This window comes from Halorubrum sp. SD612 (assembly GCF_002135005.1).
Genome location: NZ_NEWI01000085.1, coordinates 1 through 12,911 on the forward strand (window position 1 = coordinate 1; position 12,911 = coordinate 12,911).

The following is a 12,911-nucleotide window of genomic DNA, read 5'->3' on the forward strand; positions in this document are numbered from 1 at the left end:
TCGCGGGCGCGGGGTCGCTCGCGTTGGTGGTCGACGCCCCCTTCGCCGCGCTGGTGGCCGCGATGCTCGTCATCGGCGCGGGGACGGGCGTCCACAAGACCGTCTCGGTGCGGCTGATCGCCCGCGTGTACCCCGCTCGCACCGGGCGGATGCTCGGCGCGCACGACACGCTCGGCGCGATGGGCGGGGTCGCCGCGCCCGCGGTCGTCGTCGCCGTCCTCTCGGCGCCGCCCGCGCTCGCGGCCGTCCTCGCGCGCCTGCCCGGCGCCGACTGGCGCGCCCCCTTCCTGCTCACCGGGACGCTCGCCGTCGCGCTCGCGGCCGTCGCCGCGGTCCGGCTCGCCGGATCCCCGGCGGCGACGGGGGCGGCGGACGAGGGCGACGACGGCGGCGATCCGGGGGCGCGCGACTACCTCCGGCTGTTCGGGGACGCCCGGTTCGCGGCGTTCGTCCTCGTGACGGTCGGCTTCTCGTTCGCCTACAACGGCCTCGTCGCGTTCCTGCCGCTGTACCTCTCCGAGGCGGTCGAGCTCGCGAGCCCGACGGCGAGCCTGCTGTACTCGCTCGTGTTCGCGATGACGCTCGTCCAGCTCGTCACCGGCGATCTCTCTGACCGCGTCGGCCGCTTCCCCGTGATGGTCGCCACGCTCGGGCTGGCGGCCGCGACGCTCGTCGCCCTCGTCTCGCTCCCCGCGCTCGGCGGCAGCGCGCTCGCGGCCGGCGCGGTCGTCGCCGCCTTCGGCCTCGGGTCGCACGGCTTCCGCCCGGTCCGGGGCGCCTACCTGATGGAGCTGCTCCCCGAGCGGCTCGCCGGCGGCGGCCTCGGCGTGGTCCGGACGCTGCTCATGGGGGCCGGCGCGCTCGCGCCGAGCGCGGTCGGCGTCGTGGCCGACGCCGCCGGGTTCCGCCCGGCGTTCGCGCTGCTGGCCGTGTCGATGGGGGTCGCGGCGGCCGTCGCAGCCGGGCTCTGGCTGACCGAGTCGAGGGAGTGACGGCCGCTCACGCCTCGCCGTCGGTCTCGCGCAGGATGAACGGGCCGACTGAGAGGGTGCGCTTCGTCACCGTCGCGATCCGGAGGATGTAGGCTAAAAGCAGCGCGAACGGGACGAGCGAGACGGCGGCTGCGAGCGCCACCCAGAACGCGACGGCCTCGACGCCGAGGATAGACCCGGCGTAGCGCTCGGCGTCGAAGAAGGCGACCATCGCCGCCGCCGTCAGCAGCGCCGGGACGGCGGACACGAGTATCCGCCGCGAGAGGTCGATCAGCTCCCACTGGAAGTACAGCGTCTTGAAGTGTTCGCGGGCGGGGCCGAACAGCCGCAGCGTCTCGATCAGGTCGTCGAGCGCCGCCGCCGCGGTCTCGTTCAGCGCCTCGCCGTGGCGCTCGCGGAGCCGCCGGGCCGCGAACAGCTTCCACGAGTAGTTGAAGTCGAGGACCGCCGATATCACCTCGAACGCGCCGAACTGAGCCCCGTCGAGTCCGTCCGTCGTCCGGGCAGCGTTCTCCGCGACGGCGTCGGTCAGGTCGTCGGTCGCCCGGGCCAACTCCGCGTCGGTCGTCCCGGAGACGGCTTCGCGGAGGGCGGTCGCGCGGTCGCTCGCCGTCCGGACGAGCGCGCCGAGGAACGCCGCCGGCTCGGCAGGGCTGACCGGCTCGCCGAGGACGGCCGCCGCGTCGTCCCGGAACGCCATCGCGCCGTCCATGCGCTCGCGCTGGTCGCCGACGGCGCCGAGCTCCTGTGAGAGCACGAGCTGGTTCAGCGTGAGCACGAGCGTGACGCCGGTGATCGTGGCCGTGAGGAGCCCTTGGAACAGCGTGTCGACGGAGTCGCCGCGGCGGAGGGTCTCGGCGGCGCCGGGCAGGACGGCCCCGGCCGCCACCAGTCCGAGGAAGACGAGCGAGAGGATGACGGCCGTGACGAGCCGTCGGTCGGCGTCGAGCAGGAGCCACAGCGCGACGCGGCTCCTATCGGCGCGCTCGCGGACGCTGTCGTCCGGCGCGTCGTCCGTCTCGGCCATGTCTCGGAGTCCCGGGCCGGGGCGAAAAAGCCTCCGGGGTCGCCTCCGAACGCCGCCCCGGCGCGCACCCACCTCAGTCGAGCGTTCCGGGATCGAACGCCGCCGGGTCGAACTCGTGCTCGCGGAGTCGGTCGGGATCGACCGCGCGCAGCACGGACTCGTCCGTCGCTTCGAGGACGACCGGCGGGGCGACGCCCGCCTCGGCGGCCTCCAGCCACCGGCCGACGCAGAGGCACCAGCGGTCGCCCGGCTCCAGCCCGGGGAACTCGAACTCGGGGCGGGGGGTGATCAGGTCGTTGCCGCGGTCGCGGCTGTACCGAAGGAACTCGGCCGTGACGACCGCACAGAGCGTGTGCTCGCCGGCGTCGCCGTCCACGTCGCGACAGTGTCCGTCCCGCAGGTAGCCGGTCGTCGGGTCGCGGCCGCAGGGGGCCAGTTCGCCCCCGAGGACGTTTCGGTCCGCCGTGCCGTCGACGCCGCCGTGGTCGCTCGACATACTACCGGGTTCGGTCTCGGTCGGAATAAGCGACCGGTCGACGTGGCCCGCGGACGGCGCCGATCGCGGGCGTTCGCCCGGCGGTATAAGTGCCGTCCCGCCGAACGGTCGCGTGATGAGCCGGAACGACGAGGTCGCGACGCGGTTGGAGGAGTTCGCCGACCTCCTCGAGGCGACGGGCGTCGAGTACAAACCGACCGCCTACCGACGGGCGGCCGAGAACGTCCGCGACCACCCGGCGCCGATCGAGGGGCTCGCGGCCGACGGCGAGGACGCGGTCGCCGAGATCGACCGCGTCGGCGACGCCATCGCCGCGAAGATCGTCGAGTACGTCGAGACCGGCGAGATCGGAGAATTAACCGAGCTCCGCGAGGAGCTGCCCGTCGACATGGCCGGGCTGACCGCGGTGGAGGGCGTCGGGCCGAAGACGGTCGGCTCGCTGTACGACGCGCTCGGGATCAGCGACCTCGACGAGCTGGAGACCGCCGCCGAGGCGGAGGAGATCCGGGAGGTCTCCGGCTTCGGGGCCAAGACGGAGGAGAACATCCTCGACAACATTCCGTTCGCGCGCGAGGCCCGCGAGCGGACCCGCCTCGGCGACGCCCGGCCGGTCGCGGACGACGCGCTCGCGTACCTCGCCGACCGCGACGCCGTCGAGTCGGTCGAGGTGTGCGGCTCGATCCGGCGGTGGAAGCCGACGATCGGGGACATCGACCTGCTCGTCGCCAGCGAGGAGCGCGATCCAATCGTCGAGGCGTTCACCGACTGGGAGGCCGCGGACGCGACGATCGAGGCGGGCACCGGGAAGGCGAGCGTGCGCGCGGACGGCACCCGCGTCGACCTCCGGATCGTCGACCCCGACGAGTTCGGCGCCGCGCTCCAGTACTTCACCGGGTCGCGGGCGCACAACGTCGCCGTCCGTAACCGCGCGATCGACCGCGGGCGCAAACTGAACGAGTACGGGCTCTTCGACGTGAGCGACGCGGAGGGCGAGGCGGCCGACGACGACGCGGAAGGCGAGGCGGCCAACGGAGCCGCCGCGGACGGCGCGGAGGCCGACGCGACGCGTGCCGGCGAGCGCATCGGGGGGGAGAGCGAGGACGAGGTCTACCGCGCGCTCGACATGGACCCGGTCCCGCCGGAGCTCCGGGAGGACCGCGGCGAGGTCGAGGCCGCCGCCGAGGGTCGCCTGCCGCCGCTCGTCGGGCCGGACGAGCTCCGCGGCGACCTCCACACCCACACCGACTGGTCCGACGGCGGTTTCCCGATCGCCGAGATGGCCGCGGCGGCCGAAGAACGCGGCTACGACTACCACGTCGTCACCGACCACGCGACCGGACCGGGAATGGTGGGCGGCGTCGGGCTCGACGAGTCCGACATCGAGGCGCAGGCCGCGGCGGTCGCCGAGGCGGCCGACGAAGTCGATATCCCGCTCCTCCACGGGATCGAGGCGAACATCGACGCCGGCGGCGACCTCTCAACCGACGACGAGACGCTCGCCGCCCTCGACTTGGTCGTCGCGTCGCCGCACGCCGCGCTCGGGCAGGACGCCGAGGCGGCCACCGAGCGACTGGTCCGGGCGGTCGAGCACCCTCACGTCGACGTGCTCGGCCACCCGACCGGCCGGTTGATCAACGAGCGACCGGGGCTCGACCCGGACGTGGAGGCGGTCGCAGAGGCGGCGTCCGCGTCGGACACCGCCATCGAGGTGAACGCGAACCCCGCTCGGCTCGACGCCGACGGCGAGTTCGTCCGGGCCGCGGTCGAGGCGGGCGCGACGATCGCCGTCAACACCGACGCGCACGCCCCGCGCGAACTCGACAACGCGCGGTACGGCGTCCACACCGCGCGGCGGGGGTGGGCGCGGGCCGCCGACGTGCTCAACGCGCGCTCGCTCGACGGGCTCCGGTCGTTCCTGCTGTAGATGACGGACCGGGACGGGAGCGCCCCCTCGGCCGCCGACCGCCCGCCGGTCCTGCTCGACGTGATGTGCGGGAAGCTCGCCACCTACCTCCGGCTCTGCGGGTACGACGCCGCCTACGCGCTCGACCGGGGGATCGAGGCCGACGACCGGCTCCGCGAGGTCGCGGCCGCCGAGGACCGCGTCCTCCTCACTCGGGACCGCGACCTCGCGGACCGCGCCCCCCGCGGCGACCCCGCCGTCGACGCCGTCCTCCTCGCCGAGCGCGACGTGCTCGACCAGCTCCGGGAACTCGCCGCCGCCGGTCTCCGCGTCGAACTCGCCGACGAGCCGACGCGGTGCGGCTCGTGTAACGGGCCCGTCGAGCGCGTCGACTCGCTCGAAGTCGGCGACCCGTCGGCCGACCGTCCGGAGTACGTCCCGGACGACGTAGGGTCGGAGCGCCCGGGGTGGCGCTGCACCGAGTGCGGCCAGTGGTTCTGGAAAGGGGGGCACTGGGACGACGTGGCGGCGCGGCTCGACGAGATCTGACCGCCCCGCCGAGCGTAACCGGTTTGCCCGCCCGACGCGTAGTCGTCGCCAATGGAACGCGAAGGGGCCGTCGACCGTCTGGAGTCGCTCGTCGACCGCGTCGCGGGCGAACCGATGCCGGTGCCCGTCCGCGAGGTGTGGGCGTTCGGCGACGTGGCGCTCGGACTCGACCCGGTCGACCGGCTCGACGTCTATCTCACCAAGGACGTGATCATGGGCGGCGACGGCGACGCGGCCGCGGCGTTCGAGGCCGAGTACGGCGTGAAGGGCGTCGGCACCACCGTCGACGCCGAGTGGGCCGAGGCGCACCCGGACCGCGTGCGGACGAGCGACAACGGGTACGCCGCACCCGAGAAGTGCCTCGCGGCCGAACTCCTTGACGACGACGAGCCGATCCACTTGGAGGTATGTAACGCGGGCTTCGAGGACAACGTCCGGCAGCGCCTGAAGGGCGCGCTCGCCCGGGACGCCTACGAAGAGGTGCTCGACCCCCGCGGGGTCTGCCTGTGGGTCGACGGCGAGCGCGACGACGAGGCCTTCGACCGCCTCCGCGAGGCCTCGCTCGCGATGCCGACGCTACCCGCCGCGCTCGGGATGCTCGGCGCCGACGAGGAGGCCGCGACCGAGGCCGCGGACGTGTTGAAACGACAGCGCACAGAGCAGGAGGGCGCCTCGGTTCGCGGCGACATGGTGTAAGGCGGACGCACCGCGACGCTATTTATAAATCGAACCCGGTGCGGTGGCGCGCGCCTCCGAGCGGTCGCCCTCGGCGGCCGCGAGACAGCACGCGCGAGGGAGTCGGCCGGCCGGAGCGAAGCGGAGGCCGGCCGACGAGGCTGGGGAGGCGTGAGGCGCGGTGCGGGGCGGGACTCAAAGTGGCAGTCGCGAGGGCGAAGCACGGCGCAGTACGCACCGCAGCGAGTAACGCGAGCGAGGAGCGCGACGAGCCGCGCGAGCGAGGAGCGCAACGAGCCGCGCGAGCCCTCGCGGCTGGGGCTTTGGAGGAGTTCGCCGCCGATCTACAACCAGTCATTTATACCCGGACGGCTGGGGCTTTGGCGGTGTCGGCCGCCGATCTGCTACCATTCATTTATTTATCAACTCAGCTTTGAACGTTGTCGTGTTGACACTATTTGGCCCGAAATCGGAGGAAAAGACGTTCTACGAGGAGTCTACGGTATCGGCCGAACTGGAGAGTGATTCACAGAGGATAATGAAGGCAGCGTTCACGGCGTTTGAACCTCTAGTGGAGAGTGGAGCGTCTGCGGCTGAACTCCCTTTTCCATGCTCACACCGTCTCAGCCGCCATTTTCGGTCCATTAAGTGTTAGATACTCAACGTTCAAAGCTGAGTTATCAAATTCGGAATCAGCTTCTCTGGCTTATAAATAACCGCCCGTCGGCGTCGGTTCTGGTTTCCTCTTTCTCTCAGCTCACTCGTCCGACCGTCACGTCGAACGGGACGTACTCGACGCGTTCGTACTCCGCGGCGCCGATGGCGTCGACGACCTCGCGGCCCATCTCGCGCCAGCGCCCGCGGAGGTCGTCGTACGCGCGCTCGGAGGTCGCGGCCACCAACTCGTCGCGGTGGTCGGCCAGCCCCGCGCCGGAGGCCTTCCGCGCCGCCGACCGCAGCGCGGCCTCGGCGTACGGCGGCTCGGTCCGCTTCTCGTGGACGTAGCGCCGAGTGCGCACGTCGACGAGTCCCGCCGCGTCGAACGCCTCGCGGACCCGGTCGCCGAGCGCCACGTCGGTGTCCACCCCGTCGACGTACGCCTCGCGGGCCTCGCGCTCCAGTCGCTCCTCGGCGTCGACCGTCGAGGCCACCCGCACGTCGGCGTTGTCCGGCTCGACCGCGGCGACGAGGTCCCCGGAGACGCGGGCGAGCTCTCGGACCGCGGCGGTCGGGTCCGGGAGGTTGATCAGCAGGGCCTGACAGGCGGCCAGGTCGACCGCGTCGTCATCGACCGGGAGCCGCGTGGCGTCGCCCGCGAGGTAGCCAGTCCGGCCGTCGCTCTCCTCGCGGGCGACCGAGAGGAGCTCTCGGTCCGCGTCGACGCCGAGTACGTCCGCGTCCGTCTCCGCGGCCAGCACGCGGGTCAGCTCTCCGGTACCGCAGCCGACATCGAGGACGCGCTCGCGGCTCGATAGCTCCAAGTCGGCGAGCGCGTCGCGGCCGTCCTCCCACATCCCGCGGCGGGTGTGTTCGAGGTACTCGGCGGAGAAGCGTCGCACGCCCCCGCTTCGGCGCGGGCGAAAATAAACGTCCGGAGATCGACCGCCGCTCGATTCCCGGTCGGGCCGTCACGCCTCGTCGGCGTCCCCCTCGCCGCCGTCCGTCTCCCCTCCGCTGCCGTGACCGCCGAATCCCAGCATGTCGGCGGCGAGGACGGCGGTCACCCCGGCGCAGTAGCCGACAAACGCGCTGCTCAGCCCGATCGCGGCGAAGCTCACCGTCACGTCGCCGAGCGCCGGGTTCCCGCCGTTGACGCCGGGGACACCGACCACCGTCCCGACGAGGACGAACCCCCCGAGGACGACCGCCGGCACGACGCCGACGGTCAGACAGGCCGGCCCCCCGCAGCGCGCGTACGCCCCGGCGGCGGCCAGCGGCCCGGGCGCGTAGAACACTAACGACGGGAGGAGCCGGTCGGTCAGCGCGGCCGCCGTCGTCGCGCCGACCGACTCGGCGACGAAGGCGGCGACGAGCACGAGGGCCACGACCCCGGCGAATCCGACCACCAGTCCGACCGCGCGGCCGCGGCGACGGCCGACCAGCAGCGCTCTCGTGGTGGACATGCCCGCGGATCGCCCGCGAGATAACTTAAAACTGCGTCGGACGGACGGCGTCCGCGGAGACGGCGGCGTCTCGGTCGCGGTGCCTCAGTCGCGCCGGAGTTCGCGCACTCGGTCGATGTTCCACGCGAAGCTCTTTCCGTCCTCGGTCGGCGTCTCCAGCGCGAGCGGCACGTCCGCCAGGTCGGGGTGGTTGAGGAACCGCTCCATCCCCGCCTCGCCGATGTGCCCCTCGCCGATGTGGGCGTGTTCGTCCTTGTTGGTGCCGCACTCGTGTTTCGAGTCGTTGAGGTGGACGTACTCCAAGTGTTCTAACCCGACCACGTCGTCGAACTCGCCGATCGTCTGGTCGACCGCCTCGGGCGTCGAGAGGTCGTAGCCCGCCGCGAACGCGTGTGCGGTGTCGACGCAGACATCGATGTCGGTCTCGGTGCGGTCGATGACCCCCGCGAGGTGCTCGAACTCGCCGCCGAGTTTCGTTCCCGCGCCCGCGTCGCTCTCGATCAGGATCGTCACGCCGTCGGGCACGTCGAGGTCGTCTATCACCGACGCGGCGTTATCGAGGCCGCCCTCGACGCCGGCCCCCGTGTGCGCGCCGAGGTGGACGTTCACGTACGGGATGCCCAGCTTGTCGGCCGCGTCGACCTCTTTTTGCATCGAGTCGAGCGACTTCTCACGGAGCCCCTCCTTCGGCGTACAGAGGTTCACGAGGTAGGAGGTATGGATCACCCACGGCCCCTCCAAGTCGCGTTCGGTCCCCTCGCGGAACCGTTCGGCCTCCTCGTCGCCGATGTCCGGGTCCTGCCACACCTGCGGCGAGTGGGTGAAGATCTGTCCACAGTTGCCGCCGACCTCGACCTGGTTCGCCACGGCGTTGTCCACGCCGCCGGCGATGGAGACGTGCGCGCCGACCTTGAGACTCATACCGATCACACGGGGGCTGTCGAAAAAGCCCCTTCGGAACCGGGCGGTCCGCGGTCGTTCGCGCTCGTCCCCGCCGTCACCCGCCGCCGCTCCCCGATTTCCACGTCTTACCGCCGCTCCCCGCTTTCCGCATCTTACGCGCCGCCCCCCGGTCGCGTCCGGGCCCATTCCTCGTTCCGGTACTTCTCCGCGGCGATTTCCTCGGCCCGCTCCAGTTCGTCGCCGGTCCACGACCCGTCCGCGTCGACCGTCGCTCCCGGAGTCGCGTCCGCCCAGTCGGCCAGCGCCGCCTCGACGGTCGCCACCGCGGCCGCGCGGTCGACATCGACCAGTTTGTCCATCCCGACGACCCGGTCTCGGAACGCCTCGGGAGTCACCGACGGATCGGCGAAGACGCCGAGGTGCCGCGGCGCGTCGACCGAGAAGGTCAACGACCCGTGCTGGATCACCGCCTCCCGCTTGCGGTACTGCGCGTTGCCGGCGATCTTGCGGAGCTCGTCGCCCTCCGGTCCCGGGGCCACCACGTCGTGTGCCGGGTGGAGCTCGCGGAGGTAGCAGGCGGGGTGATACAGTTCCGGCATCGACTCGTCGACGTAGTCCGCGTCGACGCCGAGCCGGTCGAAGGCGTCGAGGACCGGCTCGCAAAGAAGGTGGTAGCAGTCGAGCAGTTCGCCCGGCACCGTCTCCGCGGGGACCGCGATAGAGTAGGCGACATCACCCGTTTCGTCGTGGTAGATGCCGCCGCCGCCGGTCTGCCGGCGCGTTGCGTCGATCCCCTCGCGCTCGCAGAATCTCCAGTCGACCGTCTCCGGGTCTTGGTGGCGGCCGAGGGTGAGACAGCTCGGCTCCCAGCGGTAGGTGCGGAGCGTGGCGGGGCCGCCGGCCGCGGCGGTCTCGGCGGCAACCTCGTCTAACGCCATCTGCATTGGGCCGGGGCGGGTCTCCTCGCGGATCAGCCGCCAGTCGACGGCGGGCGCGGTCATGTCGACACCGTCGGCCGCCGCTCCGAAAGCGGTTGCGCTCGGCCCAGCGGTCGGCCCGAACGAAATTCGATATCGCGATATACGCTATACCAGTGGATGTCGTCGAACGCGCGCCCCTTTTACGAATCGCCGGAGTAGGGGCGCGTATGGTGCGAAACGTCGCCGGCGACATGGCCGACCTCGACCCCGAGGACTTCTACCTCCTCTCGGGCGTCGAGCAGGGGATGCGCTTCTCGGAGTGGGTCCGTCGCGACAAGCTCCCGGACTACGCCGACCTGACGCGCGAGGAGGTCGACTACCGCATCGACCGCTGCCTCGACCGCGAGCTGATCGAGCGGAAGACGATCCAGTACGAGGGGTACCAGCTCACCTTCGAGGGGTACGACGCCCTGGCGCTCCGGACGTTCGCGGAGCGGGAGACGATAGACGGCGTGGGGTCGCCGCTCGGGCTCGGCAAGGAGGGCGACGTGTACGAGGCGCAGTCGTTCCGGCCGCTCGCCCTGAAGTACCACCGCGAGGGGTACACCAACTTCCGCGAGGTGAACCGCGAGCGCGAGTACACCGCCGACCGGGACCACGTCTCGTGGCTGTACACCGCGCGCAAGGCGGCCGAGCGGGAGTACGAGGCGATGGAGTCGCTGTATCCGGACGTCTCCGTCCCCCGGCCGGTCGACCACAACCGACACGCCATCGTGATGGAGAAGTTCGCGGGCGTCGAACTTTCGCGCGCGAAGCTCGACCCCGAGCAGGCGGTCGGCGTCCTCGATCTGATCTGCCGCGAACTCGCGACCGCCCACGAACTCGGCTGGATCCACGCCGACGCCTCCGAGCACAACGTCGCGGTCGCCGAGAGCGGGATCACCATCTTCGACTGGCCGCAGGCGGTGCCCGTCGACCACGAGAACGCGCGGGAGTTCCTCGAACGCGACGTGGAGAACCTCGTCCGGTACTTCGGTCGGAAGTACCCGCACGAGGTGCCGCGAGAGGCCGACATCGAGGGCATCGCCGCCGCTATCGCCGACGGCTCGTTCGAGAGCGTGCGGTCGTTCGGCGCCGAATAAAGCGGATAGCGCGATACGAAATCCGGCTTGGCCGCGGTTCGTCCCGCTCGGCTGCCGTTCGTCACGTCCGCACCGGTCCGCGGGGTCTCGCCGACCGTCTGGCGAGGTTTTAGGCATGCCTAAGATTCGAAAACGCTTTAATCCTTTAGGGTGGCCTAAATCGTATACAACCAGACGCGGACCGACTCACCGGCACGCGACGCGACGCGATCAGGTACTGCGGCGCCGTCGCCGGCGCGGGGCTCCTCGCCGGGTGTAGCGGGAGGGAGACGACGCCGAGCGGGTCCGAGAATGAGGCCGGTTCCGCGGACGGAGGCTCCGGCGGCGACTCGCCGGACACGTACACGGCCGCGATGGCCCCGGTGGGCGAGGTCGAGTTCGACGCGGTCCCCGAGAGCGTGTCGGTGTACAGCCTGCTGTACGCCGACCTCGCCGTGGCGCTCGGCCACGGCGGGGCGGTGAACTCTCTCGGGTTCGACGCCGACGCGGGCGGGAACACGCTCGACGCCTACTACGCGAACCTCGACGGCGTCTCCTTCGATCGCGAGGGGATCACGCAGCTCAACTCCGGTTCGGGCGGGGGCATCTCGGTCGACCGCGAGCTCCTCTACGAGCTCGACTCCGACCTCCACCTGGCCGACCCGGCGCTGTTCGCCTCCTTCGACGGCTGGGACGAGGAGGACGTGGCCGAGGTCCGGGAGCGCGTCGGGCCGTGGTTCGGAAACAGCTACAGCCGCCGGCACGCCGCGCCGCCCGAGGCGTACTGCGACCGGTACGAGTACTACACCCTCCCCGAGATCGGCGAGCGGATCGCCGCCGCGTTCCGAGAGTCGGAACGCTTCGCCGCGCTCGACGCGGTCCGCGAGGACCTGATCGAGACGATCCGGAGCGACCTCCCCCCGGCTGAGGAGCGGCCGACCGTCGCGACGCTCATCTACATGGACGGGACATACTACCCCTCGCGGACCGACGAGACGGGGTTCGCGAACGCGCACGTGCGTCCGTTCGACGTGCCCGACGCGTTCGCCGGCGACGACGTCACCTACGAGACGGCATACGACCACGAGCGACTGCTGGAGGTCGACCCCGACGTCGTCCTCCACCAGTACGGGATCGCCTCTTACTACGACGTGGGCGCTGTCCGCGAGGAGCTGTCGGACCACCCGGTCGCCGGCGACCTCTCCGCGATAGCGAACGACCGCTTCTACCCCTCCGGCGATCCGGTTCAGGGCCCGATCATGAACCTGTTCCAGCTGGAGATGACCGCGAAACAGCTGTTCCCGGAGCGGTTCGGTGAGTGGCCGACGTACGAACACGGCGACGACTACCCGGAGATCCCCGCCGACGAACAGCTGTTCGACCGCGGCGAGGTCGCCTCGATCGTCGCCGGAGGGGGCGAATGAGCGGTCCCGCCGAGCCCGAGGCCGCCGACCGCGACGTCGTCGTGGTCGGCTGCGGGCCGGCCGGCTGCGCCGCCGCGGTGTTCGCCGCGCGCGACGGCCTCGACGTGACCGTCTTCGACCGCGGCCGGTCGTCGCTCGCGCGGTGCGCGCACCTCAAGAACTACCCCGGCTTCCCGGCCGGCGTCGACGTCGGAACCCTCTCCGACCTCATGCGCGAGCAGGCCGAGCGGGCGGGCTGTGCGGTCGTCGACGACCTCGTCGAGACCGTCGAGCGGGCGACCGACGGCGGCGGGCCCGGAGAGCGCCCCGAGGGCGACGCGCCTCGGTTCGTCGTGACCCCGCAGGAGGGCGACCCGGTCACCGCCCGCCGGGTGGTCGCGGCGACGCGCTATGACGGCGAGTACCTCCGCGGGCTCGACGAGGACGGCGCGATGTTCGAGGCACGCGATCGCGACGGCGAGACGCGCGAGGACTTCGACCGGGAGTACGCGGACCGAGACGGGAAGACGCCGGTCGAGGGGCTGTACGTCGCGTCTCCGTCGGACGCGGACCGGCAGGCGGTCACGGCCGCGGGCCGGGGCGCGCGGGTCGGCAAGCGGGTGGTCGCCGACGCCCGGATCGACGACGGCTGGTGGCCGACGGCGGCCGAGGGCGTCGACTGGGTCCGCCGCGAGGCCGAGCGCGAGGGCGAGTGGACCGACCGGGAGCGCTGGGTCGAGTGGTTCGACGAGACCCACGCCGACGGCCCGGTCGACCCCGACTCCGAGCGGTTCGCGCG

At 71.8% G+C, this 12,911-nt stretch carries 13 protein-coding genes; 7 read left to right on the plus strand and 6 right to left on the minus strand.

What is annotated here, in order from left to right; genetic code table 11:
- The coding region (locus tag B9G38_RS10545) for an MFS transporter (RefSeq protein WP_086220340.1) at positions 1 to 992 on the plus strand (992 nt) is incomplete at its 5' end.
- Positions 993 to 999: 7 nt separating this feature from the next.
- Here the strand turns inward: B9G38_RS10545 and B9G38_RS10550 are convergent.
- Together B9G38_RS10550 and B9G38_RS10555 are read right to left on the minus strand one after the other, a co-directional pair.
- Positions 1,000 to 2,019, minus strand: coding sequence for a hypothetical protein (locus B9G38_RS10550; RefSeq protein ID WP_086220341.1), 1,020 nt, complete (start codon positions 2,017 to 2,019; stop codon positions 1,000 to 1,002).
- A gap of 73 nt (positions 2,020 to 2,092) precedes the next feature.
- Positions 2,093 to 2,515, minus strand: coding sequence for a DUF2237 family protein (locus tag B9G38_RS10555; protein WP_086220342.1), 423 nt, complete (start codon positions 2,513 to 2,515; stop codon positions 2,093 to 2,095).
- A 115-nt stretch (positions 2,516 to 2,630) separates the two neighbouring features.
- Between B9G38_RS10555 and B9G38_RS10560 the strand changes: the two genes are divergently transcribed.
- Genes B9G38_RS10560 through B9G38_RS10570 form a run of 3 tightly spaced genes read left to right on the plus strand, consistent with a single transcriptional unit; the run spans position 2,631 to position 5,663 of the window.
- Complete coding sequence (locus B9G38_RS10560) at positions 2,631 to 4,439, plus strand: helix-hairpin-helix domain-containing protein (protein ID WP_086220343.1); 1,809 nt, start codon at positions 2,631 to 2,633, stop codon at positions 4,437 to 4,439.
- Positions 4,440 to 4,967, plus strand: a complete 528-nt coding sequence (locus B9G38_RS10565) for a Mut7-C RNAse domain-containing protein (RefSeq protein ID WP_049932398.1) — start codon at positions 4,440 to 4,442, stop codon at positions 4,965 to 4,967.
- Between the two features lie 51 nt (positions 4,968 to 5,018).
- Positions 5,019 to 5,663 carry a hypothetical protein gene (locus B9G38_RS10570; protein ID WP_049932397.1) on the plus strand — a complete coding sequence of 215 codons (645 nt, stop codon included), beginning with the start codon at positions 5,019 to 5,021 and terminating at the stop codon, positions 5,661 to 5,663.
- A gap of 731 nt (positions 5,664 to 6,394) precedes the next feature.
- Here the strand turns inward: B9G38_RS10570 and B9G38_RS10575 are convergent.
- The 4 genes from B9G38_RS10575 to B9G38_RS10590 form a co-directional block, all read right to left on the minus strand.
- Positions 6,395 to 7,201 carry a class I SAM-dependent methyltransferase gene (locus B9G38_RS10575; protein WP_086220344.1) on the minus strand — a complete coding sequence of 269 codons (807 nt, stop codon included), beginning with the start codon at positions 7,199 to 7,201 and terminating at the stop codon, positions 6,395 to 6,397.
- A gap of 69 nt (positions 7,202 to 7,270) precedes the next feature.
- Positions 7,271 to 7,765, minus strand: coding sequence for a hypothetical protein (locus B9G38_RS10580; protein WP_086220345.1), 495 nt, complete (start codon positions 7,763 to 7,765; stop codon positions 7,271 to 7,273).
- Positions 7,766 to 7,849: 84 nt separating this feature from the next.
- Positions 7,850 to 8,686, minus strand: a complete 837-nt coding sequence (locus B9G38_RS10585; RefSeq protein ID WP_049932392.1) for a deoxyribonuclease IV — start codon at positions 8,684 to 8,686, stop codon at positions 7,850 to 7,852.
- 134 nt (positions 8,687 to 8,820) lie between these two features.
- Positions 8,821 to 9,669 (minus strand): biotin/lipoate A/B protein ligase family protein, encoded by an 849-nt coding sequence (locus tag B9G38_RS10590; RefSeq protein ID WP_086220346.1) that lies wholly within the window; start codon positions 9,667 to 9,669, stop codon positions 8,821 to 8,823.
- 146 nt (positions 9,670 to 9,815) lie between these two features.
- Between B9G38_RS10590 and B9G38_RS10595 the strand changes: the two genes are divergently transcribed.
- The 3 genes from B9G38_RS10595 to B9G38_RS10605 all read left to right on the plus strand — a co-directional run.
- Positions 9,816 to 10,730, plus strand: a complete 915-nt coding sequence (locus B9G38_RS10595; RefSeq protein ID WP_049932388.1) for a serine/threonine-protein kinase RIO2 — start codon at positions 9,816 to 9,818, stop codon at positions 10,728 to 10,730.
- A gap of 164 nt (positions 10,731 to 10,894) precedes the next feature.
- Positions 10,895 to 12,133 carry an ABC transporter substrate-binding protein gene (locus B9G38_RS10600; RefSeq protein ID WP_086220347.1) on the plus strand — a complete coding sequence of 413 codons (1,239 nt, stop codon included), beginning with the start codon at positions 10,895 to 10,897 and terminating at the stop codon, positions 12,131 to 12,133.
- Positions 12,130 to 12,911 (plus strand): FAD-dependent oxidoreductase (locus B9G38_RS10605; protein WP_086220348.1); only part of this gene is annotated, 782 nt, incomplete at its 3' end. The genes B9G38_RS10600 and B9G38_RS10605, both read left to right, overlap by 4 nt.

Coding starts and splice junctions, on each gene's coding strand:
- B9G38_RS10585 (WP_049932392.1), bottom strand. CDS start 8,686: ATGAGTCTCAAGGTCGGCGCGCACGTCTCCATCGCCGGCGGCGTGGAC.
- B9G38_RS10560 (WP_086220343.1), top strand. CDS start 2,631: ATGAGCCGGAACGACGAGGTCGCGACGCGGTTGGAGGAGTTCGCCGAC.
- B9G38_RS10565 (WP_049932398.1), top strand. CDS start 4,440: ATGACGGACCGGGACGGGAGCGCCCCCTCGGCCGCCGACCGCCCGCCG.
- B9G38_RS10595 (WP_049932388.1), top strand. CDS start 9,816: ATGGTGCGAAACGTCGCCGGCGACATGGCCGACCTCGACCCCGAGGAC.
- B9G38_RS10570 (WP_049932397.1), top strand. CDS start 5,019: ATGGAACGCGAAGGGGCCGTCGACCGTCTGGAGTCGCTCGTCGACCGC.
- B9G38_RS10580 (WP_086220345.1), bottom strand. CDS start 7,765: ATGTCCACCACGAGAGCGCTGCTGGTCGGCCGTCGCCGCGGCCGCGCG.
- B9G38_RS10555 (WP_086220342.1), bottom strand. CDS start 2,515: ATGTCGAGCGACCACGGCGGCGTCGACGGCACGGCGGACCGAAACGTC.
- B9G38_RS10590 (WP_086220346.1), bottom strand. CDS start 9,669: ATGACCGCGCCCGCCGTCGACTGGCGGCTGATCCGCGAGGAGACCCGC.
- B9G38_RS10550 (WP_086220341.1), bottom strand. CDS start 2,019: ATGGCCGAGACGGACGACGCGCCGGACGACAGCGTCCGCGAGCGCGCC.